The organism is Xenorhabdus lircayensis (assembly GCF_016306625.1).
GTDB classification, from domain to species: domain Bacteria; phylum Pseudomonadota; class Gammaproteobacteria; order Enterobacterales; family Enterobacteriaceae; genus Xenorhabdus; species Xenorhabdus lircayensis.
In genome coordinates this window covers 1-22199 of the sequence record NZ_JACOII010000040.1, presented here as the reverse complement: position 1 = coordinate 22199, position 22199 = coordinate 1, and the positions used below count along the sequence as shown (strand labels likewise).

Genomic DNA, 22199 nt, shown 5'->3' with positions numbered 1-22199 from the left:
GATAATGCAGGCAGGAATTTCAGATCCTGCCCCGGTTTATCGCTGCGGAAGATAACGCAGCGGGTTTACGGATTTTCCCTTATAGCGAATTTCAAAATGCAATCTTACGGAACTTGTTCCGGTACTACCTATGGTGGCAATTTTTTGCCCCACTTGGACATCCTGCTGCTCATGCACCAACATAGTGTCGTTGTGAGCATAGGCGCTCAGGTAGTCATCGTTATGCTTTATAATTATTAGATTTCCATATCCGCGTAACGCATTTCCGGCATAAACCACTTTCCCACTGGTTGTTGCAAATACGGGCTGGCCACGACTACCCGCAATATCAATGCCTTTATTTCCCCCCTGAGAATCAGAGAAGCCTTCAAGAATTTTACCTTCTGCAGGCCATCTCCAACTATTAATAGTACTAATACTGTTACCAACACTATTAATAGTGTTATTTACACCTGTATCAGTTGCTGTAGATACTTTTGAAGCGGCATCGTCGCTAACAGAAATAGTTGCCCTTGGCAACATTTTTCCTGAGCTTGGTCTATCAATATTTGCAGGATACGCATTAATTTTTTGAAAATCAACCTGCTTAATTTTAGATTGGGTGCTATTTGATGCTAGTAATACACCATTCTTGGAGTTTACATTACCTATTTCCAGCACTTGGCCAATATTTAAGCTATAAGGTTCTGAAATATTGTTTTTGAGAGTTAGCTCACGAAAATCATTACCTGTAATCCAAGCGATGTAGAACAAAGTATCACCTCGTTTAACTGTGTAGGTGCTTCCGTTGTAGCTTCCTTTGGCGATGCTTTCGTAGTTGCGGTTATAGACAATTCGTCCTTGTTGCGAGCCACTATTAGCAGCATGATTCACTAGCTGACGATTTTCCACAGCATGATTATCTGATGTGCGATTCGTTGAAATTGTTGAAGGAGAAGATGGCATTGAAGTCGAAATTGATGACGGTCTGGAGAATATTCCTCCGTTTTTCTCCTTATTATCAATATTCACTATTGGTGCAGGACGATCCGGCGTATTGCTACAACCTACCAGCACAATTCCCATAACAGTACTGGTGACTATCCACTTTATTTTTTTCATTGGGTTTCCTAAATTCATACCTTATTCCCCCATAAAGGCAAATATAAGTGCAAAGAATGATGATTTATAAAGAAATTTAGAATTACAAAAGATTTAAAGCAAAATATTTTGCTTAATTTCAGAAAAAATGACAGCTAATTTAAAAATTACGACCCAAATAAATCAGCTGATTATGCTAACTCACCTTGAATTAGGGGTACAAAACGGACAGATTCGATAACGTCGCCATGAAAGTCATTCCCATAACGATGTACTACCTTCAGAGACTGAGAATGCTCACCAACAGGCAAAACCATAACGCCACCATCGGCAAGCTGATGGAGTAAAGCCTGTGGAATTTCTGGCGGTGCTGCTGTGACAATTATGGCATCAAATGGCCCTTTTGACGGCCATCCTCCCCAACCATCGCCGTGACGAGTTGAGATATTGTGTAAGTCGAGCTGCTTCAATCTGCGTTTAGCCTGCCACTGTAACCCCTTAATACGCTCCACGGAAAAAACGTGTCTGGCCAAATGGGCAAGTATCGCGGTCTGATAACCAGATCCCGTTCCAATTTCCAATACATTGGCTTCCGGGGTTAAATTCAGCAACTCTGTCATGCGAGCAACAATATAAGGTTGGGATATGGTTTGCCCATGTCCAATGGGCAGTGCCGTGTTTTCATATGCTTTATGTGCAAGGGCTTCATCAACAAAACATTCCCGAGGTACTCTAGCGATAATTTCCAACAGGTGCTCATTGTGTATGCCTTGCTGACGCAATTGAACCAGCAAGTTTTTCATTGACCGGCTTAACATTCCCCAATATCCCCGACTTTTGCCAACCAATCGTTTATCAGTTCCTGTGCTTTGTAAGCCGTCAAATCCACCTGCAAGGGAGTTATGGAAACAAACCCTTCCTCTACCGCAGCAAAATCCGTTTCAGGCCCGGCATCACTTTTCGCACCCGGAGGGCCTATCCAATAGAGCATATTACCTTTGGGATCTTCCAGAGCATAAACTTCTTCAGCAGCACAGCGACTACCGCATCGTGTCACCCGAAACCCTTTGATTTGCTCAATAGGAATATCAGGCACATTAATATTCAGAATATTACCCGCTCTCAATGGGAATTTTTGCAGTAAGGTTAATAGGCGTGCTGTCACTTCTGCGGCTGTTTCATAATGTTTATCACCATTGAGCGATACCGCCAATGCGGGTAATCCCAGATGGCGCCCTTCCATCGCCGCCGCAACCGTGCCGGAATAAATCACATCATCACCAAGATTGGGGCCACAGTTGATCCCTGAAACCACAATGTCAGGACGGGGGTGAACCAAGTTATTCACGCCTAAATAGACACAATCCGTCGGTGTGCCTTCCTGAACGGCAATATCACCATTGTCCAGTGTATTAATACGCAAAGGGCGATCCAACGTTAAAGAATTCGACGCGCCGCTACGGTTACGATCAGGTGCAACCACCTGAACATGATAGTGTTTCCGCAATGTAGCCGCTAAGGTTTGAATACCCGGTGCGGTAACACCATCATCGTTACTCAGCAATATCCGCAGCATTGAAGTATCTCGTTGATTTTATTAAAAAAAGCATAAATTAATACTGTAGCTTACCCTGTATGTTGCCCACTTGTCTGGTGTGTCTACGATTGGACAATATTAAAGCTGTTAGAAAATTGTTTGATCTTAGCATGACGCTACCAGTTTTGTAGAGTGCTTTGCGTTCAGGCTGGATAAATGAAAAAAACGACCATCAAGATATCGCGTAGAAGCCATTTTCCCGCAGAAGCGGCTCGCCATGAGTTTTTATCAATAAGATCTATTTTAGCTTTCAGTTTCTCTGTACTTTCAGTTTCTCTATAAATTGTGTAACACAATATTAAACCCCTCTTCTTCCTGAGGAGTGACAAAATAGCGGGTGATTAATTCAAATTGTTCTTCTGTTGTAGAAAAATCGTGTGTTCCAGACTGATTACGCAAACGTAAGCGTGCTAAACAGACCTCATCAGGCACCTCAAGAAAATGGAGACGATTATCTGCTTTCGTAGCATCAATGATTCCTTTCATCCATTTTCGATTGGAAATTGTGTTAGCAGGAAAATCGAGAACTACGGAAATTCCCGCTTTCAACAACGCTATCAAATGTGGCTCCACAGCATTTCTGAGTTTCGATGCACAGTGAACATAATCTGACACTGTTTTTATTTCACTGGCATAAAGACGTGATAGCCACTGATCCTCACTAATGACAATCGTCATTGGCTGTAGAGCAAGTTTTGCAGAAAGAGTCGACTTTCCCGAAGCAATTTTTCCACACAAAATATGAAGAACGGACGTTTCTTTTTCAGCAGTACTTCTTTCAATAGTACTTTCTGATGAATCCATACAGTTCATGTTTTACCCCGCTAGCCCCCCCAGAAAAAGACCATCTTACAAAGAGATATATTGATATGAAGTCATGCTTTCAGACATCATGATTCGCCTATCTCTTTTGTACCTTGGCATTACGACCATTATGGTAGTGCTATAGGATTAACTAAAGCAACTATTCCGCTATATCCGCAGCGTTATTTTGATCCTGATTGATAAGTTCTCTGGCGACGCTGGTTGCAAAGCTACCCGATGGCAGAGAGAAATAGAGGGTGACGGTTTGTTCATCCAGCCATTCCCAACGCAGGTTAAGCGGTTTCACCAACATGGCCCGACGGGCGCTCTCTACGCGCTCGCGTTTGACTAATGCCCAAAGTGATTCATATTCCAGCAAACATTGCTGTTCAAAATCCAAGGCTTGATGCAATGTTCCCAATGCCTTATCACCCGGCAAGGAAGCGGTTATCTGTAATTCCCCATCCATCACCCGCTGTTGCAACACCGCCAGTTCAGTCTCATCAGCAACAAACCAGCTACCACGCCCCGTTAACTGTAACGCATCACCATTTTGTACTTGCTGATGCTCACTCCGTGCGATACGTATGCTAGCTATGGCATTAAACATGGCGCTACGGCAGGCAGAGAGGTAAAAACTGCGGCGGTTGCGCTCTTTGACTTGGATTTCATTCGCCGCCCAACGCTGTGCCTGCACCAGATTTTGTCCATCACGCCCAAAACGCTGTTCACCAAAGTAATTCGGAACGCCAGTCTGTGATATCTGCTGCAAGCGTTTTTCCACGGATTGTCGGTCAGAGATTTTTCTTAATACCAGAGTGAAATCATTACCTTTCAATGCCCCAATCCGTAGTTTTCGTTTCTGGCGGGCCGTCGCCAGCACTTCACAGCCTTCAAGCTGAAATGCCGTTAAATCCGGATCTTGTTTCCCCGGCAGGTGCAGGCAGAACCATTGCTCCGTGACCGCGTTGCGATCTTTTAATCCCGCATAACTGACGGAACGAGCCGGTATTTTGGCAAAACGAGCAAGATGATCCGCCACAAATTGGGTGTTACATCCCGTCTTGCGAATATGCACCATTAAGTGCTCACCTTCTCCATCAGGAGAAAACCCCAAATCTTCACGAACAATAAAGTCTTCTGGTGAGGTTTTAACAACGCCAGTCGCTTCCGGTCGGCCATAAAGCCAGTGTAATTCACTCAATATCATGCTTATTCCTTTATCAGTAAAGCCACAGCTTCGCAGGCAATACCTTCTTTACGGCCAACAAATCCCAGTTTTTCTGTGGTTGTCGCTTTAACGTTAATATCATCCATATGGCATTTAAGATCTTCGGCAAGATTGACCCGCATCTGGGGGATATGGGGCAGCATTTTCGGTGCCTGTGCAATGATGGTGATATCCAGATTACCAATCCGATAGCCCTTTGCACGGATACGACGATAGGCTTCTTTCAGCAGTTCACGACTGTCCGCACCTTTAAAAGCAGGATCGGTATCAGGAAACAATTTACCAATATCACCCAGTGCCGCCGCGCCCAACAGAGCATCAGTGGCGGCATGCAAAGCAACATCACCATCTGAATGGGCTATTAATCCTTGCTCATAAGGAATGCGGACACCTCCAATGACCAATGGCCCTTCTCCGCCAAATTTATGCACATCAAAACCGTGTCCAATTCTCATACGATAGATTCCTTAGATTTTCGGGATAGGTAAAACTCAGCCAATGCCAGATCTTCAGGTTGGGTGACTTTAATATTGTCCGCCCGCCCATTGACCAGAACGGGGCGATAGCCACAATATTCCAGTGCCGAAGATTCGTCGGTGATGCAAGCTCGTTCTGCAAGTGATTTGATCAGGCAATCACGCAGTAGCTGCAAAGGGAATAACTGTGGGGTCAGGGCATGCCAAAGTCCGTTGCGATCAACGGTATGGGCAATGACGGTATGGTTAATCGTGGATGACTCTTCCACTGACAGCGATACCATACGTTTCATAGTATCCCTGACGGGAGATGCTAGAAGCCCACCGCACACGTCAGGAAACGCTGCACTTTGATCAATAAGCCGTAGCAGGCTATCAAGGTCATCCCTATGAAGGAAAGGGCGGGCTGCGTCATGCACCAAGACCCAGATGGCCCTGTCTGTCGGCAAGCTAGCCAAATAATCCAGCCCAGCCAGCACAGAATCAGCTCTTTCCTCGCCACCAATAACTGTGGTTACTCTTGGATCTAACGCGATAGCCAGTTGCTCAAATTGTGTATCAGCAGGATTCAAAGCAACAATGACGCGCTGTATACAGGGATGTTCAAGCAATGATGCCAAGGTATGTTCAAGGATGGTTTTTCCGGCAACGTTGAGATACTGTTTTGGGCACTCAGATTTCATCCGACTACCGATACCCGCAGCAGGGATTAATGCGACTATTTCGGTAAGAGCATTATCAAAAAGAGAACTATCAGCAGGAGAGTGAAGCATTGAATTATTCATTTCGATTATTATAGTTACGGTTCTAATTCAAGGATTGTTTTGGTTCAAGGTTTATTCTGATTTAAGGATCGTTCTGATTTAAAGATTGTTGCGCATTTTTTTTCGAGGTATCTGGCACCATACGGTAAAAGGATTCCCCCGGCCTAATCATGCCCAATTCATCACGAGCACGTTCTTCAATCGCCTCCTGACCTCCTTTCAGATCTTTGATTTCAGCAAATAGCTGGTCATTACGTGCTTTAAGTTTGAGGTTATCGATCCCTTGCTTATCGACCTCAGCCTTAACCCGCACATAATCGTGAATGCCATTTTTGCCGAGCCACAGCGAATACTGTAACCAGCCAAGTAGAACCAGTAATAGTAGCGTTAGTTTGCCCATCTCCCCCCCTGAAAACCCGCTAATCATCCCACAACTGAAAGTATGACGCCACTCACTATCACAAAACTACTCACAAAACTGCCCGCAAAACATAACTATAAGAAGTAATGGAAACACACTGAATTAAATGAGTGTAGAAACACATTATTCTACTCTCAATAATAATGTGTTTATGGCGGTTTATTTGAAATGGTAATGAAACCCTGTAACTTGAAATCTATTGGGTATAAGCAGGCAGGATACCGTAGTTTTTCAGTATAAAAAGCAATTTTTCAATCGAAGATTCCACGGGTTGTAATCCATCCAAATAAACATCGGGCTGTTCTGGTGCTTCATAGGCAGCATCAATTCCTGTGAAATTAAGTAATTCTCCCGCTCTCGCTTTTTTATATAATCCTTTGGGATCGCGGGCTTCACATACCTTCAGTGGCGTATCGACATGCACTTCAATGAATTGCCCCTCTTCCATTAACTCTCGTATTTTTTGCCGTTCTGTTTTATTGGGGGAAATAAATGCCGTCAGTACCACTAGCCCTGCATCAACCATCAATTTTGAGACTTCTCCTACTCGCCGGATATTCTCCCGCCGATCGGTTTCAGAAAATCCCAAATCATTGCACAGACCGTGACGCAAATTATCGCCATCCAGTAAGTAAGTTTTGATGCCTTGCGAAAACAACGCCTGTTCCAGAGCTCCCGCAAGAGTGGATTTTCCTGAACCCGATAATCCCGTGAACCAAATCACTAATGCAGGATGTCCATTCATAATTTCCCGCTGTTTCCTATCCAATGCATGTGAATGCCAGACGATATTCGGAGAAGCAGATACCTTATCTTGAGACACTTATTTTCCCCCCAGTAGGTCACGTGCTCCCCAATGAGGGAAATGGCGGCGGACTAATCGGTTGAATTCCAGTTCAAACTCACTGTATTCCTTGGGCTCCTCGTAAGCATCAGTTTGAATTTCACGGACTAACCCCACTCCTACAGTGACGTTGGTCAGACGATCAATCAGGATAATGCCACCGGTATCCGCATTTTGCGCGTAGCTGTCGAGCAGTAACGGTTCATCAAATGAGAACTCCACCAGCCCAATCGCATTCAGCGGCAGTTCAACCGCAACTTTTTGCGTCAAGTGGGTAATATCCACCTGATATTGGACATTATCAACTTTGCCACGGCTTTTTTTGCCCGCCACTTTGATATCCAAACTTTGCCCCTGAATCAGCGGCTGTTCTGACATCCATACGACATCTACCAGAGCATGGCGAGCTACAACCATTTGATCTTCAAAAGCAATCAGTAAATCGCCACGACTAATATCAATTTCATCTTTTAATACAATAGTGATGGCTTCTCCTGGCACAGCAAATAGCAGATCACCGTTAAAAGTGACTATTTTTTCCACTGTAGAAACAGCACCTGATGGCATGACTTTAATTTGCTGGCCTTGCCGTAAAATCCCCGACGACAATGTGCCGCTGTATCCGCGAAAATCAAGATCAGGACGATTCACATACTGCACCGGAAAACGTAAGGGCTGTTCCGTCGATTTTGTTTGTACGTCCACGGTTTCAAGGAGATCCAGTAAGGTTTCCCCCGTATACCATGCCATTTTTTCGCTACGGGTGACGATGTTATCCCCCTCCAATGCCGAGATTGGAACGAAATAGATGCTCAAGTCAGCAGGTAATTGCGCTGCGAAATCCAAGTAATCCTGTTTGATCTGTTCAAATATATCTTGTCGATATTCGAGCAAATCCATTTTATTCACAGCCACCACCAGATGGCGAATACCCAGTAATGTACTGATAAAACTGTGCCGACGCGTTTGTTCTTGAACACCTTTTCGCGCATCAATCAACAAAATGGAGAGATCGCAGGTTGAAGCACCTGTAGCCATATTGCGGGTATATTGTTCATGTCCCGGTGTATCTGCAATGATAAATTTGCGCTTTTCCGTAGAAAAATAACGGTATGCCACGTCAATGGTGATGCCTTGTTCCCGTTCAGCGGCTAATCCATCGACCAATAACGCCAGATCCAGTTTTTCGCCTTGAGTCCCTATCCGCTTGCTGTCGCTTTGTAATATCGCAAGTTGATCCTCATAAATCTGGCGGGTGTCATGCAGTAAACGGCCAATTAGTGTGCTTTTGCCATCATCTACGCTGCCGCAAGTTAGAAAACGTAGTAGTCCCTTTTCCTGCTGTGCCCGCAGATAGGCCTCAACGCCGCCTTGCTGTTTGATCTGGCTGGCGATGGTTTCATTGTGTGCAAGTGCTGGCATATCTGGACTCCTTAAAAATAACCCTGACGCTTTTTCAGCTCCATAGAACCGGACTGATCACTGTCGATCAACCGTCCTTGCCGTTCACTGGTGGTCGATATCAACATTTCTTCTATGATTTCCGGCAGCGTTTCTGCCTCCGATTCCACAGCGCCTGTCAGTGGCCAGCAACCCAGTGTTCTAAAGCGAACTTTTCGCTGGCTAATCACTTCTCCGGCTTTCAGGCCGATGCGATTATCATCAACCATAATCAACGCCCCCTCACGCTGAACAACAGGTCGAGGTTTAGCGAAATAAAGGGGAACGATGTCTATCTGTTCCAGATAGATGTATTGCCAGATATCCAGTTCAGTCCAGTTGGATAACGGAAAGACTCGAATGCTTTCCCCTTTGTTAATCTGGCCGTTATAGTTGTGCCAAAGCTCTGGGCGCTGGTTTTTAGGATCCCAACGGTGGGAGCGATCACGGAATGAGTAGATGCGTTCTTTAGCCCGCGATTTTTCTTCATCACGCCGCGCGCCACCAAATGCCGCATCAAAGCCATATTTATCCAGAGCCTGTTTCAACCCTTCCGTTTTCATGATGTCAGTATGTTTTGCACTGCCATGAATAAAGGGGTTAATTTCCAGCTCTTCTCCTTGTGGATTGCGATAAACCAGTAATTCAAAACCATATTTTTCCGCAGTACGATCACGGAAGTCATACATATCCCGAAACTTCCAGCCTGTATCCACGTGCAATAAAGGAAAAGGTAATTTTCCCGGATAAAATGCCTTGCGGGCGAGGTGCAGCATCACCGAGGAATCTTTACCAATCGAATATAGCATCACAGGATTGGCAAATTCAGCCGCCACTTCCCGAATGATATGGATGCTTTCAGCTTCAAGTTGCTGTAAGTGTGTCAGTATTTTTTCGTCCATTGACCGCTCCTTATACGAAATCAATAACAGCAGGGTGATTTACTTGAGCAACAGTCTGTTTTTGATCAATCGCTTGTTCTTGATCGACTGACTGCTGCCCAAACCATGCTATCTGGTGGTGGAGTTGAGCCACCTCTCCCACTACGAGCAAGGCAGGCGCTGGAGCTTCCTGTGCCAACCGTTCCAATTCGGACAGGGTTCCGGTCAGCACTTGCTGTTCTGGACGAGTGCCACAACCAATCACGGCAACGGGAGTATTGGCATCCCTCCCATGTGAAATCAGTTTCTGGCTGATCAAGGCAGCTTTCATGATACCCATGTAAATTGCCAGTGTTTGGTTGCCCCGCGCTAGCGCAGGCCAATCCAATTCATTACCATTTTCACGGCAATGTCCTGTAATAAAGGTGACGCTTTGTGAATGTTCTCTGTGAGTCAATGGGATACCCGCATAAGCCGAAGCTCCCACCGCAGCCGTAATACCGGGCACAACTTGAAAGGGAATACCTGCTGCTGCCGCAATTTGTAATTCTTCACCACCACGACCAAAAATGAACGGGTCACCACCTTTCAGGCGAACCACTTTCTTCCCCTGCTTAGCCAGTTTGATGATGAGCGCATTGGTTTCTTCTTGTGCAACGGAGTGATTTCCCGCTCTTTTACCTACGCAGATTTTGTCTGCATCACGGCGGACTAATTCCAGGAGCTCTGCACTGACCAGATGGTCATAGAGCACAACATCAGCCTGCTGGATCACCTGCAAACCTTTCAACGTTAGTAACCCCGGATCACCTGGCCCTGCGCCTACCAGTACCAATTCCCCTTGGGGATGAGAATCGGTCTGAGTCAATTGCTGTTCGAGTTGCTCTTCTGCTTGCTGTAATTGCCCATTGGCAATCAGTGTGGCAAAACGCCCATTAAATGCCTTTTCCCAAAAGTGGCGACGTTGGCGCATGGAGGCAAAGCGCTGTTTCACACGTTCACGCCAGCGGCCCGCAATTTCTGCCATTGAACCGAGATGAAATGGCAACAGGGATTCCAGCTTTTCTCGCAATAATTTTGCCAATACTGGAGATTTTCCGGCAGAGGAGATCGCTACCATAATCGGAGAGCGATCAATGATTGATGGAAAAACCGCAGAACAAAGTGGTTGATTATCGACCACATTGACTAAAATAGCGCGGTTATTGGCTTCCGCAAAAATATGCTGATTTAGGTTGTGATCGTCAGTTGCTGCGATCACCAAAAATACGCCATCAAGATATTCTGTTTTAAACGTTCCCTGTAACCACTCAAACTCCCCTTTTTGATGACGTTGTTGCAGTTCAACATGCAATTCAGGCGAAACAATCGTTAACGCTGCACCAGTACGCAGCAATAAGGTCGCCTTGCGGGAGGCGATTTCTCCGCCTCCCACCAGCAGTACAGATCGGGATTTTAGCTCAACAAATAAGGGTAAATAGTCCACGATGACAGATCATCCAGTGTTAGAGCCAATTGCTCTTAATTATTATGATTACTAGACAATAAATATATGAGGCTGTGATCAGGTTATGAAATGACAAAAAGTAATTATTTGTTCCTGAATCGCATAAGCTAACTTTTTAGTAAGTTACAAAATAGACCAAGCAAAATATTCAATATGAACAGAGGCAGCACCTCTTCCTCTTTTGCAAGAGCCGCCGTTTAATAACCTCATTATAAGACACAATATTAATTTAACTTTCGTGCAAACCACACTCACGTTTCAAGCCAAAAAAGCGAGTTTGTTCTTCACTCATGCCCAGTTCCCATTTTTGAGTGGTATGGGTATCCCCTACAGAAAGGTAGCCTTGTTCCCACAGCGGATGATATTCAAGGCCATGCTGTGTCAGATATTGATGTACGCGCCGATTATCCCAATCAATAATTGGCAAGATTTTGAAAACACCCCGTTGAATTGCCAGAACAGGCAAGTTAGAGCGGCTTTCTGATTGTTGCCGGCGCAATCCCGCAAACCAACTTTGTGCTTGAAGCACTTTCAATGCACGGCCCATCGGCTCAACTTTATTGATCTGATTATAACGCTCAATTCCCTCTATTCCCTGCTCCCATAATTTGCCATAACGCGCTTCTTGCCAAACTGAGGAGTGCTCTGCACGAAAAATCTTCAAGTTCAGATTGAATTTTTCGGTCAGTTTATCGATAAATTGATAAGTTTCAGGAAATAAGTATCCCGTATCGGTAAGGAGCACGGGAATATCAGGATACTCCCGTGTCACAAGATGCAAGCAAACCGCCGCCTGAATGCCAAAGCTAGAGGAAAGTACAAATTCGCCAGATAAGTGTTCCAATGCCCAATTAACGCGCTCTCGGGCATCCAACAACTCCAGTTGTTGATTGATTTCAGCTAGTGCTGTGGTTTGCTGCTCTGGTGCCAATACCGCTAGCTCCAATAAATTCAGTCGGCTCATACGGCCTCCTGCCAGTCGTAAAAATCGATGGCTGAATTCAATACAGGCTTGATGATTTCGATGCGGATCAAGAAGTCGCCAAAACATTCATCGGCATAGCGCTCTAATGACCAACGGCCAATTAATTTATCCAGTATCTCAAGGATCTCTGCTGATGTGATGTTTTCCCTGTACATGCGGGGAATACGGCTGCCAATGCGGTTTCCACCAAGGTGCAGGTTATAACGATCATTCGCTTTACCCACTAGCCCAATTTCTGCCAGCATAGCCCTGCCACACCCATTGGGGCAGCCAGTGACACGCAATATAATCTCTTTATCACCCACACCATGCTTTTCCATTAATGCATCAACATAGTCGACAAAGGTCGGCAGGAAACGCTCTGCTTCAGCCATTGCCAATGGACAGGTAGGAAACGAAACGCAGGCCATAGAATGATGGCGCAAGGTCGTCACATTATCATCAATTAAGCCATGAACACGGGCTATTTCCTCAATCCGCGCTTTTTTGCTTTCAGATATCCCCGCCACAATCAGGTTTTGATTAGCAGTCAGGCGAAAATCGCCTTTGTGGATTTTCGCGATTTCAGCAATCCCCGTTTTTAACGGTTTATCGGGATAATCCAGCAAACGACCATTTTCAATAAATAGAGTTAGATGCCATTGATCATCAATGCCTTTTAACCAGCCAATTTGATCGCCACGACCAGTAAATTCATACGGACGGACTGCTTCAAATTTCACACCTGCGCGCTTTTCAACTTCCTGTTTGAAGGTTTCGACGCCCACTCGTTCGAGGGTATATTTGGTTTTCGCGTTTTTGCGATCGGTCCGGTTACCCCAATCACGTTGGGTTGTTACCACCGCCTCCGCAATTGTCAGCGTGTGTTCCAAGGCAATAAAGCCAAATTCACTCGCCAGTCGTGGAAAGGTTTTTTTGTCGCCGTGGGTCATGGCTAATCCACCACCGACCAACACGTTAAAGCCGATTAATTGGTCATTTTCTGCTATAGCGATAAAATTCAGGTCATTGGCATGCAAATCCACGTCATTTTGCGGTGGGATCACTACCGATGTTTTGAATTTACGCGGCAGATAAGTTGTGCCAAGAATAGGCTCTTCATCGGTTGTGGCGATTTTTTCTTTATCCAACCAGATTTCAGCATATGCGTTGGTGCGAGGCAGCAGATGTTCCGATATCTTTTTCGCCCATTCATAAGCCTGTTGGTGTAAGGCAGATTGCACCGGATTGGATGTACACAGTACATTACGATTGACGTCATTGGCTGTAGCCAGTGAATCTAGCCCCATTTTTGCCAGCAGTTGATGCGCAGGTTTGAGGTTATTTTTTAAAATGCCATGAAATTGGAACGTCTGCCGGTTGGTCAGCCGAATACTGCCGTACAATGTATCTTCTGTTGCAAACCGATCAATACCCAACCACTGGCTCGGGGTAATTATGCCACCCGGCAAGCGACAACGCAGCATCATGGCATGGCGCGGTTCGAGTTTTTGTTCTGCTCGTTCAGCCCGAATATCACGATCATCTTGCTGATACATACCGTGAAAGCGGATGAGGAGAAAATTATCCCCCTCAAATCCACCTGTCAGCCCATTTTTTAAATCTTCACTGATCGTTCCTCGCAGATAATTGCTGTCTAACTTCATGCGTTCACTATCTGCAAGTTTACCTTCAACGATCAAAGGATCTTGTTTTTCATTGCTCACATTGCTCATGTTAGTAAACATCTCTCTGATAACGGCGCTCAAGGCGCAATTCACTCAAGAATTCATCAGCCTGTTCAGCATCCATGCCACCATATTGTGAAATGATGTCCAACAGGGCTTGCTCTACGTCTTTTGCCATACGATTTGCATCGCCACAAACATACAGATGCGCGCCATCCTGAATCCAGCGCCAGATTTTCTCTCCCTTCTCATGCAGTTTGTCTTGTACATACACTTTATGTTGCTGATCCCTTGACCATGCCAGATCAATGTGGGTCAACAAACCATCTTTCACATAACGCTGGAATTCAACCTGATAAAGAAAGTCTTCGACAAAATGTGGATTACCAAAAAACAGCCAGTTTTTACCTTCAGCTCCCTGACTATCACGCTGTTGTAGAAACGCCCTGAACGGGGCAATGCCAGTCCCCGGCCCAATCATAATGACTGGAGTACTGGGATTAGCGGGTAAGCGAAAATTGTTATTCTGTTCGATGAAAACTCGGATGTTGTCGTCTTCCTTCAATCGATCAGCCAAATAACCTGATGCTCCGCCAGTACGGGCTCGCCCTTCAATGTCGTAACGAACCACCCCCACGGTAATGTGAACCTCGCTTTCAACTTCAGACTGTGAGGAGGAGATGGAATAGAGCCTAGGAGCCAATGGACGCAACAAATCAATAAATTGTTGGGCTTCTGGATGGGAAGCAACTTCTCGAATCATGTCCACAATGGGCGTTGCCTGAGCGTATTGCTGCAATGCCTGTTTATCCGCTACTAACACCCACAGTTTTTCATCTTTCGCCAATGCTGCATATTTCTCAACAATCACCCCAGTATTTTGGGTCAGCTCTACATGACTGATCAGTGCCTCACGCAGTGGACGCGATTTACCATGCACATTGACCTGTTCTGAACCTTCCAACCAAAGCAGTGCAATTAATTCATCCACTAAAGCAGGATCGTTTTCAAACCAAACGCCAAGGGCATCCCCCGGCTGATAACGCAGCCCAGAATCCCCTAGATCAATTTCAATATGGCGAACATCTTTGTCAGAGCCACATCCCGTAATTTTCTGATTGGTCAACAGAGATGCAGTCAGAGGCGTTTCCTTGGTATATATCTCATTCACTGAATCCACTGGCGTGGTTGGAATGAAATGTGTTGAAACGGAATGAGCGGAAACAGAGGATTTTGTCTGTACTGACAGACGTTGTTTCAAAATATCCGTAATTTTCTGGCGCCATTCATCGGCTTGTTCCTGATATTCCACATCAGCATCAACACGATCCAGTAAGCACTGGGCGCCAAGTTCATTCAGGCGGCTGTCAAAATCTTTTCCTACCTGACAGAAATTTTCATACGAAGTGTCCCCCAGACCAAATACAGCATAAACTGTCTCTTTCATTGATGGCGCTTTTTTGGAATAGAGGTATTTATAGAGTGCTACCGCTTCTTCGGCGGGTTCACCTTCACCTTGTGTTGAAGCAATAATAATCAATACCCGTTCCTGGGAAATTTGCTTAAACTTATAATCACCCGTGTTAATCAAGTTCACATTGAGATTTGCAGCTAGTAATGAATCTCTAAGCTGTTCAGCTAAACGACGAGCATTGCCTGTTTGCGATGCAGAAAGCAAGGTCACTGTTTCCTGTGCGGGAACGGCAGATGTTTTTATTTCGGTTTGTGGCTGGTGATTCACCATTCCCCAAAAATAGCCAGATAACCAAGCTAATTGATGTGGAGAAAAATCACTGATTGCTGATTGCAGGCGTGATAATTGTTCTAAAGAAACAGGTAGTAATGCGGTTGAAGGTGGTTTTGCGGTCATTGTCCAGTGCCCTTTGCCATAGCCAGTATCCATACTGTAAAAATTAATGATGCAGTAATCAGTAAGCATGGATGAATTGTCAGGTTATCCCAGAATAGGATGAGTATTTAAAGAAAGGATCGAAATATCTCATAACCAAAACGCCTAACTTTATTTACAGATTTAATATATCGATAAAGTCGTTAAGCGTTGCGCTTTATACCTCCAGAAAAATCACGTTAAGCTTGCAAAGTTCAGGTAGAATAGCCGGCCTTTTGAAATCAGGGAAAAGCATCATGAGTACAACTATCTTTAAAGATTTTCAATTTGAAGCAGCGCATCACCTGCCACATGTTCCTGAAGGACATAAATGTGGGCGTCTGCATGGGCATTCATTTATGGTACGTCTGGAAATCACCGGAGAAGTCGATCCCCTCAGCGGCTGGATCATGGACTTTGCCGATGTAAAAGCTGCCTTTAAACCAATCTGGGAGCGGCTCGATCACTACTATCTCAATGAAATTCCTGGGCTTGAAAATCCAACCAGCGAAGTCTTGGCCAAGTGGATCTGGGAACAGTTAAAACCAACATTGTCCCAACTCAGTGCCGTTATAGTCAAAGAGACCTGTAGCGCAGGTTGCATCTATCGTGGCGAATAAGGATTCAGCACCAGGCTCTGGTGCTGAATGAACTTTAGGCGATATTTAAGTATTTATGAGTCTGCATCGAAAAACGCCAGTTACGGGCAATGCAAGTTTCGATGCACAGGCGGGTAGCTTCTTCTTTCTGACTGATAGGCTGTAAGGCAATAACCGGGACAGGACTTCCATCAAGCATCGTCAGCAATTCATCCAATGCTTCAATATCGCGCTCCCGTCCAACAGGATGTTTGATTTCATCTGCCCGTTTCATGGCCTCAGGTAAAACCTGATATCCACCACGCATTTTCACCTTCGGCGAAACCGTCACCCATGTTTTGTCAGAGCACTGAATTGCATGTGTGCCACTCGTCTCTATCTGACATTGATAACCTTCACTTTCCAGTGTTTCGGTCAAAGGACGCAAATCATATAAGCACGGTTCGCCGCCTGTAATCACAATATGACGCGCGCTGTAGCCTTGACGGATAAATATGTTAAGCAGTTGCCTCGCTGTGGCGACTCCCCATATATCGCTGTCTTGCGATTTCAGTAAGATGTTTTCCATCGGCTGCTGTTTATCAGCCTCTTTGTCCCACGTATGTTTGGTATCACACCAACTACACCCTACCGGACATCCCTGCAAGCGAATGAAAACCGAAGGAACTCCGGTAAACACTCCCTCTCCCTGTAAAGTTTGGAAGATTTCATTTATTGGGTAAATCATAAAAAAACTCTGGTTTTACGAAACTACCGTTATTATTACAGATATCTATCCCGCGAACATCCTTCTTTATGATATGGTACGAGGTTGCTTTTGCTGGCATCTCACGTCAGACAGAGCATCGTATGCCTAAAATACTCTCTGGCATGAAAGGATAGATGGGAATAACGAATGCAAAATAATGAAAATCAGCTTAAACAGGGCCTAAGCGTGCGGCACATCCGCTTTATGGCTTTAGGCTCTGCAATAGGCACGGGGCTGTTTTATGGATCAGCAGCAGCGATTCAGCAAGCTGGCCCCGCTGTATTGCTGGCCTATTTAATCGGCGGTGCTGCCGTATTTATCGTGATGAGAGCACTTGGCGAAATGGCCGTTCACCATCCCGTTTCCGGTTCTTTTTCACAATATGCCAGCCACTATCTGGGGCCTTTGGCCGGTTTCCTGACCGGTTGGATCTATGTTCTTGAAATGCTGTTTGTTTGCTTGGCTGATATTACGGCATTCGGCATGTATATGAAACTTTGGTTCCCACATGTCGATCAGTGGATTTGGGTTCTGGGTATTGTATGCTTTATTGGTTCCCTAAACCTTTGCCATGTAAAGATATTCGGTGAAATGGAGTTCTGGCTTTCAATCATCAAAGTCACCGCTATCATTGCCATGATTGTCGGCGGGCTTGCCATTATGTTTTACGGTTTCGGGCAAGCAACTGAGCATGCTACCGGCCTGTCCAATTTATGGGAACATGGCGGTTTTATGCCAAATGGCATCAGTGGAGTGATAGCCTCACTCGCTATTGTTATGTTCGCTTTTGGTGGTATAGAAGTGATTGGTATCACCGCCAGCGAAGCGAAAGATCCAGAAAAAACTATCCCTAAAGCAATTAATGCCGTCCCATTTCGTATCTTGATTTTCTATGTCCTGACCCTGTGTATCCTAATGAGTATCTATCCATGGAATCAGATTGGTCAGGATGGAAGCCCATTTGTACAGATTTTTTCCAATCTGGGAATTAATTCAGCCGCAAATATTCTGAATGTCGTAGTCATTACCGCCGCCATTTCCGCGATCAACAGCGATATTTTTGGTGCTGGAAGAATGATGTATGGTCTGGCTCAGGAAAGGCAAGCTCCCGAGTCATTCAAAAAACTGACCCGCAATGGTGTACCGTGGATGACTGTCCTCGTCATGACAGCAGTTCTTTTACTTGGTGTAGTTCTGAATTACCTGATTCCTACAGAAATTTTTATTCTGATCGCCTCTGTCGCCACATTTGCAACCGTCTGGGTATGGCTGATGATCTTGATTTCCCATGTTGCCATGCGCCGCCAAATGAGTCCGGAAGAAATTAAGACACTGAAATTTCCAATTCCAATGTGGCCAATCGCTCCAGCCATTACGATCGTCTTCATGGCCAGTGTCATTGTGTTACTAGGCTGTTTTGAGCAAACAAGAGATGCTCTATATGTTGGAATAGGCTGGGTGATCGCTCTCACTTTGGCCTATTTTTTCGGTGTGAAGAAGAAATTATCGACAACACGCCCCTCTAATCAATAATGCACAAAAAGGCGTCGGGTCAGAGAATACCGGCGCCTTTTTGTTTCCGTCTCTAAAAGTCAACAATTCATCCTCCCCCATCCGTTATAAAGAGAAGTTCACAATCAACGGGTTGTGGTCAGAGGCCCCTGTCGTTAAAACAGTTGCACTTAAAACGCTTAGTTCACGGTAAAAAACAAAATCCAGCGGTTTGCCAAAAACAATCGTTCTATGATCGTCATTAAAATACACTTCTTTTAGTTGCATACGATGCGCAAAACGTTCTAATACTTTTAATCTCTGGCGACTCCATGCATTAAAATCCCCGGCAAAAATCACAGGACCATGATGCAAGCCTATATGGATACCAATGTTATTTAATTGTCGGCTATAAACATCAACACCAAGGCTGAAGTTAATGGCGTGCACATTTATCACCATCAACTGACGTTCATCTGGCAATGGATAAATCGTGATTAATGACGATTTAGATAGCCTGAGTATCGGTTCTTTCTCACGAAGTGGGCAACAGTAAATAGGTGAAGACGATGCCAATGTCATCACACCTGATGGATGCTGAGGTATGGAAAATGCAGGAACCTGATCCGCGACCAAGCCACTGGTTGTAATGAATTTCAATAAATCAGGGGTTGTTTGCGCTTCTTGCAATAAGATAAGATCGCTCTCCTCAATTAAAGAGGCTAAAACGTTTTGCCATGATGGGCGCTGCTGTTTGTAAATATTCCAGATGGCGACAGAAAGCTCACTATTGCTGGCAAGAAGTGGTTCTCCATCTGGCAATGATGCTTCCTCAAGTAATTGCTTCGAAGTTGGAAAAACTCGTTCTACAGGCTGCCCAGCGACATATCGCATGGCATAGTTTTTTTTCGCGCGCCTCGGATTTACAAGTTTTCGTTCATACAGCCTTCTCGCATAGCTTTTTATTGCCAAGCTTACCTCCGCCATACGCCCCCTCCATTCGATGCTACCTAATATGACATACCCATTATTGATTTCAATCTCCTGTGCACAAAAACCCACGCAGCGGTAAGATAATATATTAATGATATGCGTTATTATTATAATTTATAAAAGATTCAATATTAAGATCTAATAAATATGCAATTATGCATTCAATAATATAATTTCGCTTGACTAAATAATAACATAAAAATACAATTTCATTGACACCTGTAAAATAATAAAAACTAACTAATATATCGTTATCTCCATCAGATATTTCCTTAATTGCTGCATCAATTAATTTTATTTATTATAAAACAGTTTTCTGAATTTTTCGCTCCATTACCTTAAAAATTTCGGTACTTATCGAAACTCAAGAATGAAAATAAAATGAGAGGCTGAATATGCCAAAAAATATTTTCAATAAAAGCGAACTAAATAATATTGGTACATATAACTCCCAATCTACATCAATGTTGCCTTTAATTAAAGGATTCGTGGAATTACAAGAAGCTGTCGATAAGGTGATGAGTGGAAATAATCCAGATTTTTTAAATATAGCACCTATACTATCATCACTAAAACAGGAAGATATTATAGAAATATTAAATGATATTCTGGAAAAAAGAGAAATTACTTCAAATTATAAAGGAGTATCTGAAGATCATATGTATCTTCATCGACAAACTAACTTTAATTTATTAATTAGACTTATTGGTAATGGGAGGTGCAATACACTTTGTACAAATGAATCTGATATTTTTGTCATTAATCCGACAAATACTGAAATAATAATCCCTTGCTACCAATTTGATTTACAACAGAATATATTCCAAAAACCAAAACCAATAAAAAGAGTTAATGACTATATTTTTAAACCAAATGAAGTTTATTACTTTGAATATTATAAATATATCTTAGATTTTGATTTTGAGTCTTCTCCCAATAATTTTGTATTAATTATACATTCTGAGACGAAAGAATGGATTACATGGGTTTATGACAAAAAGACATTAGAGCCAATAGAAAGTATCTGTATAGATTTACAAGTATCCAGACTTCAATTGTATGTCAGGTTATTGGGAGAAATGAAGGCATCTCAAGCTATTCAATGCATTGAAAATTTAGCAATATCTGATTATGCAAATTTTGTACGCTGGGAAGCTGTGCAGAGCCTTTCTAAAATAGCCCCCTCCAATTGTCTAAAAATTCTTAAAATACTGGCGGAGAATGACCAAGATCCAATGCTCCGACAAGCTGCTATACATAGTTTAGAAATGACAATAGCAAAAAATTGTTAGGTAGGTTTAACGGAGATCAAAATCAAAAACAGTCGCCGAAAATCTCACATGAATCAATGAGAATAAGACAGATCAAATTCGCGCTCTGGTTTGCTCTTCTTGCTGAAGGGAAATAGCCCCAGTTCCACCAAATACGAAATAATATGCGATGAGACAAGCACCTACGTGCAAAATATCATTGCTGGGATCACATCTATTTCAGGAGAAACTGAACATGACGATAGATAGTACCCCAACAGTCAAAAGTGTGTTGGATCTCAAAGAATTTCTTACATTGTTAAAAAGTTCAGATGTCATCTCTCACATAGATAAAGGGCTTTATATAGAAGAAGAAATTAATCAAGTATCTGAATGGTTATATTCTTATGCCGCCAACAAAGAGGAAATCATCTCTTTTATTTGTTCAGATCTTAGTGATCCAACACAGTTTCAGAAAGAAAATGATATACAAGCACCTACTTTCTTTATTTACAAAGGTAAACGAATTTCTATCAGGATGGTCGCTTGGCTGCCGTTGAGAAATCAATTCGATCTTGTACCGCTCCCTTATGGAGAAGCACATGATCACGATTTTGATTTCTGGACTGTTAATTTCTTTGGTAGCGGTTATAAAACTCGCCTATATGACTACAACTACGATGATATAAATGGCACAGCGGGTGAGACAGTAACATTGAATTTTTCCGGTGATCAAATGTTATCTCCGGGCAAGGTCATGTTTTATAGACGAAATAAAGACGTACATATCCAACACCCGCCAAAAGATTTTTGCGTATCGTTAAATTTGATAGTACAACCAGAAACAGAAGTGCGCCAGCATAAACTAATTTTAGATAATGAAGAAGAACAGGCAGAAAACCAACAAATTATTGCACATATAAAAAAAGGGAGGAACGAACGCTACCATGCCCAAGAATCACTATTCCACGGATTACTGAAATTAGGCAACGAAAAAAGTCACCAGCTCGTTTTACAAGTAGCCTGTAATCACAGTAAAGATGAAATACGCGCTATTGCCTTTGAGGCTGCGTTAGACGCTGCTGAACGCTCCTATAACAAGGACGATATTAGTGATCTCATCGATTTAGTAAAAGATGACAAAAGTAGTTATGTCAGAACTAGAGTGGAAGAGAAAATCAAGACTATCCTATCCAATATTAGTGAGAAGTTTTTATAAACCGATTAATCCCAGGGGAAATAAAATGAATCGCATTGAACAAATTGAAAACAAAAAGTTAGAAGTAATTGAAGAAATTTCTCTCGCTTCTTTCGGTATCGAAATCTCCCTAGCTGGTGCAGTACCTCACACTCTCTCCGGCAACAAAGCTGGGCGTGAATTGGCTGGAGGGCCAGAATGGGGCGGCATCTACCCACGAGGTTTATCAGAAAAGGAAATTGAGAACAATTAACAATCAAAGAAATTTATTGTAAATAACAAAAACCCCCTGAGATTTCTCTCAGGGGGTTCTCTAAATACGGTGGCGGTGCGGA

22 protein-coding genes are annotated in these 22199 nt (G+C 43.7%); 5 read left to right on the top strand and 17 right to left on the bottom strand.

Annotated elements, in window-relative coordinates; genetic code table 11:
* Positions 1–36: 36 nt before the first annotated feature.
* From nlpD to cysJ, 15 genes are all read right to left on the bottom strand, one after another.
* The gene (gene nlpD / locus H8A87_RS11810; protein ID WP_198690163.1) at positions 37–1119 is read right to left on the bottom strand and encodes a murein hydrolase activator NlpD; all 1083 of its coding nucleotides are present in this window, start codon (positions 1117–1119) and stop codon (positions 37–39) included.
* 152 nt (positions 1120–1271) lie between these two features.
* Positions 1272–1898 (bottom strand): protein-L-isoaspartate(D-aspartate) O-methyltransferase, encoded by a 627-nt coding sequence (locus tag H8A87_RS11805; protein ID WP_198690162.1) that lies wholly within the window; start codon positions 1896–1898, stop codon positions 1272–1274.
* Complete coding sequence (gene surE / locus H8A87_RS11800) at positions 1892–2656, bottom strand: 5'/3'-nucleotidase SurE (RefSeq protein ID WP_198690161.1); 765 nt, start codon at positions 2654–2656, stop codon at positions 1892–1894. The genes H8A87_RS11805 and surE overlap by 7 nt, the downstream gene beginning before the upstream one ends.
* Positions 2657–2953: 297 nt before the next feature.
* Positions 2954–3481, bottom strand: coding sequence for an AAA family ATPase (locus H8A87_RS11795; protein WP_198690160.1), 528 nt, complete (start codon positions 3479–3481; stop codon positions 2954–2956).
* Between the two features lie 160 nt (positions 3482–3641).
* Positions 3642–4691 (bottom strand): tRNA pseudouridine(13) synthase TruD, encoded by a 1050-nt coding sequence (truD, locus tag H8A87_RS11790; RefSeq protein WP_198690159.1) that lies wholly within the window; start codon positions 4689–4691, stop codon positions 3642–3644.
* Positions 4692–4693: 2 nt separating this feature from the next.
* Positions 4694–5167, bottom strand: a complete 474-nt coding sequence (gene ispF, locus H8A87_RS11785) for a 2-C-methyl-D-erythritol 2,4-cyclodiphosphate synthase (RefSeq protein WP_198690158.1) — start codon at positions 5165–5167, stop codon at positions 4694–4696.
* Complete coding sequence (gene ispD / locus H8A87_RS11780) at positions 5164–5973, bottom strand: 2-C-methyl-D-erythritol 4-phosphate cytidylyltransferase (protein ID WP_198690157.1); 810 nt, start codon at positions 5971–5973, stop codon at positions 5164–5166. Before ispD ends, ispF begins: the two co-directional genes overlap by 4 nt.
* A gap of 61 nt (positions 5974–6034) precedes the next feature.
* On the bottom strand, positions 6035–6352 hold the full coding sequence (gene ftsB, locus H8A87_RS11775; RefSeq protein ID WP_198690156.1) for a cell division protein FtsB: 318 nt from the start codon (positions 6350–6352) through the stop codon (positions 6035–6037).
* A gap of 217 nt (positions 6353–6569) precedes the next feature.
* Positions 6570–7196: an adenylyl-sulfate kinase gene (cysC, locus tag H8A87_RS11770; RefSeq protein WP_198690155.1), complete on the bottom strand. Its 627-nt coding sequence runs from the start codon at positions 7194–7196 to the stop codon at positions 6570–6572.
* Entirely contained in the window at positions 7197–8639 is a 1443-nt protein-coding gene (gene cysN / locus H8A87_RS11765) for a sulfate adenylyltransferase subunit CysN (protein WP_198690154.1), read from the bottom strand.
* An 11-nt stretch (positions 8640–8650) separates the two neighbouring features.
* The gene (cysD, locus tag H8A87_RS11760) at positions 8651–9559 is read right to left on the bottom strand and encodes a sulfate adenylyltransferase subunit CysD (protein ID WP_198690153.1); all 909 of its coding nucleotides are present in this window, start codon (positions 9557–9559) and stop codon (positions 8651–8653) included.
* Between the two features lie 10 nt (positions 9560–9569).
* Positions 9570–11024 carry a siroheme synthase CysG gene (cysG, locus tag H8A87_RS11755; RefSeq protein WP_198690152.1) on the bottom strand — a complete coding sequence of 485 codons (1455 nt, stop codon included), beginning with the start codon at positions 11022–11024 and terminating at the stop codon, positions 9570–9572.
* Positions 11025–11274: 250 nt separating this feature from the next.
* The gene (locus H8A87_RS11750; RefSeq protein ID WP_198690151.1) at positions 11275–12009 is read right to left on the bottom strand and encodes a phosphoadenylyl-sulfate reductase; all 735 of its coding nucleotides are present in this window, start codon (positions 12007–12009) and stop codon (positions 11275–11277) included.
* A complete protein-coding gene (gene cysI, locus H8A87_RS11745) occupies positions 12006–13745 on the bottom strand; it encodes an assimilatory sulfite reductase (NADPH) hemoprotein subunit (protein ID WP_198690150.1) in 1740 nt (579 codons plus the stop codon). The genes H8A87_RS11750 and cysI overlap by 4 nt, the downstream gene beginning before the upstream one ends.
* Before the next feature lies 1 nt (position 13746).
* Positions 13747–15567, bottom strand: coding sequence for an NADPH-dependent assimilatory sulfite reductase flavoprotein subunit (cysJ, locus tag H8A87_RS11740; protein ID WP_198690149.1), 1821 nt, complete (start codon positions 15565–15567; stop codon positions 13747–13749).
* 275 nt (positions 15568–15842) lie between these two features.
* Between cysJ and queD the strand changes: the two genes are divergently transcribed.
* A complete protein-coding gene (gene queD, locus H8A87_RS11735; protein WP_198690148.1) occupies positions 15843–16205 on the top strand; it encodes a 6-carboxytetrahydropterin synthase QueD in 363 nt (120 codons plus the stop codon).
* A 34-nt stretch (positions 16206–16239) separates the two neighbouring features.
* On the opposite strand, the gene queE is transcribed toward queD, so the two are convergent.
* A complete protein-coding gene (gene queE / locus H8A87_RS11730; protein ID WP_198690147.1) occupies positions 16240–16911 on the bottom strand; it encodes a 7-carboxy-7-deazaguanine synthase QueE in 672 nt (223 codons plus the stop codon).
* A 168-nt stretch (positions 16912–17079) separates the two neighbouring features.
* On the opposite strand from queE, the gene H8A87_RS11725 reads away from it, so the two are divergent.
* Entirely contained in the window at positions 17080–18465 is a 1386-nt protein-coding gene (locus tag H8A87_RS11725) for an amino acid permease (RefSeq protein ID WP_198690146.1), read from the top strand.
* Between the two features lie 84 nt (positions 18466–18549).
* Here H8A87_RS11725 and H8A87_RS11720 read toward each other — a convergent pair whose 3' ends face one another.
* Positions 18550–19317, bottom strand: a complete 768-nt coding sequence (locus H8A87_RS11720) for an endonuclease/exonuclease/phosphatase family protein (protein ID WP_232370209.1) — start codon at positions 19315–19317, stop codon at positions 18550–18552.
* Positions 19318–19811: 494 nt separating this feature from the next.
* On the opposite strand from H8A87_RS11720, the gene H8A87_RS11715 reads away from it, so the two are divergent.
* The 3 genes from H8A87_RS11715 (at position 19812) to H8A87_RS11705 (ending at position 22117) form a co-directional block, all read left to right on the top strand.
* The gene (locus H8A87_RS11715) at positions 19812–20708 is read left to right on the top strand and encodes a HEAT repeat domain-containing protein (protein WP_198690144.1); all 897 of its coding nucleotides are present in this window, start codon (positions 19812–19814) and stop codon (positions 20706–20708) included.
* A 214-nt stretch (positions 20709–20922) separates the two neighbouring features.
* Positions 20923–21885 (top strand): hypothetical protein, encoded by a 963-nt coding sequence (locus H8A87_RS11710; protein ID WP_198690143.1) that lies wholly within the window; start codon positions 20923–20925, stop codon positions 21883–21885.
* 25 nt (positions 21886–21910) lie between these two features.
* On the top strand, positions 21911–22117 hold the full coding sequence (locus H8A87_RS11705) for a hypothetical protein (RefSeq protein ID WP_198690247.1): 207 nt from the start codon (positions 21911–21913) through the stop codon (positions 22115–22117).
* The last annotated feature ends 82 nt before the right edge of the window (positions 22118–22199 follow it).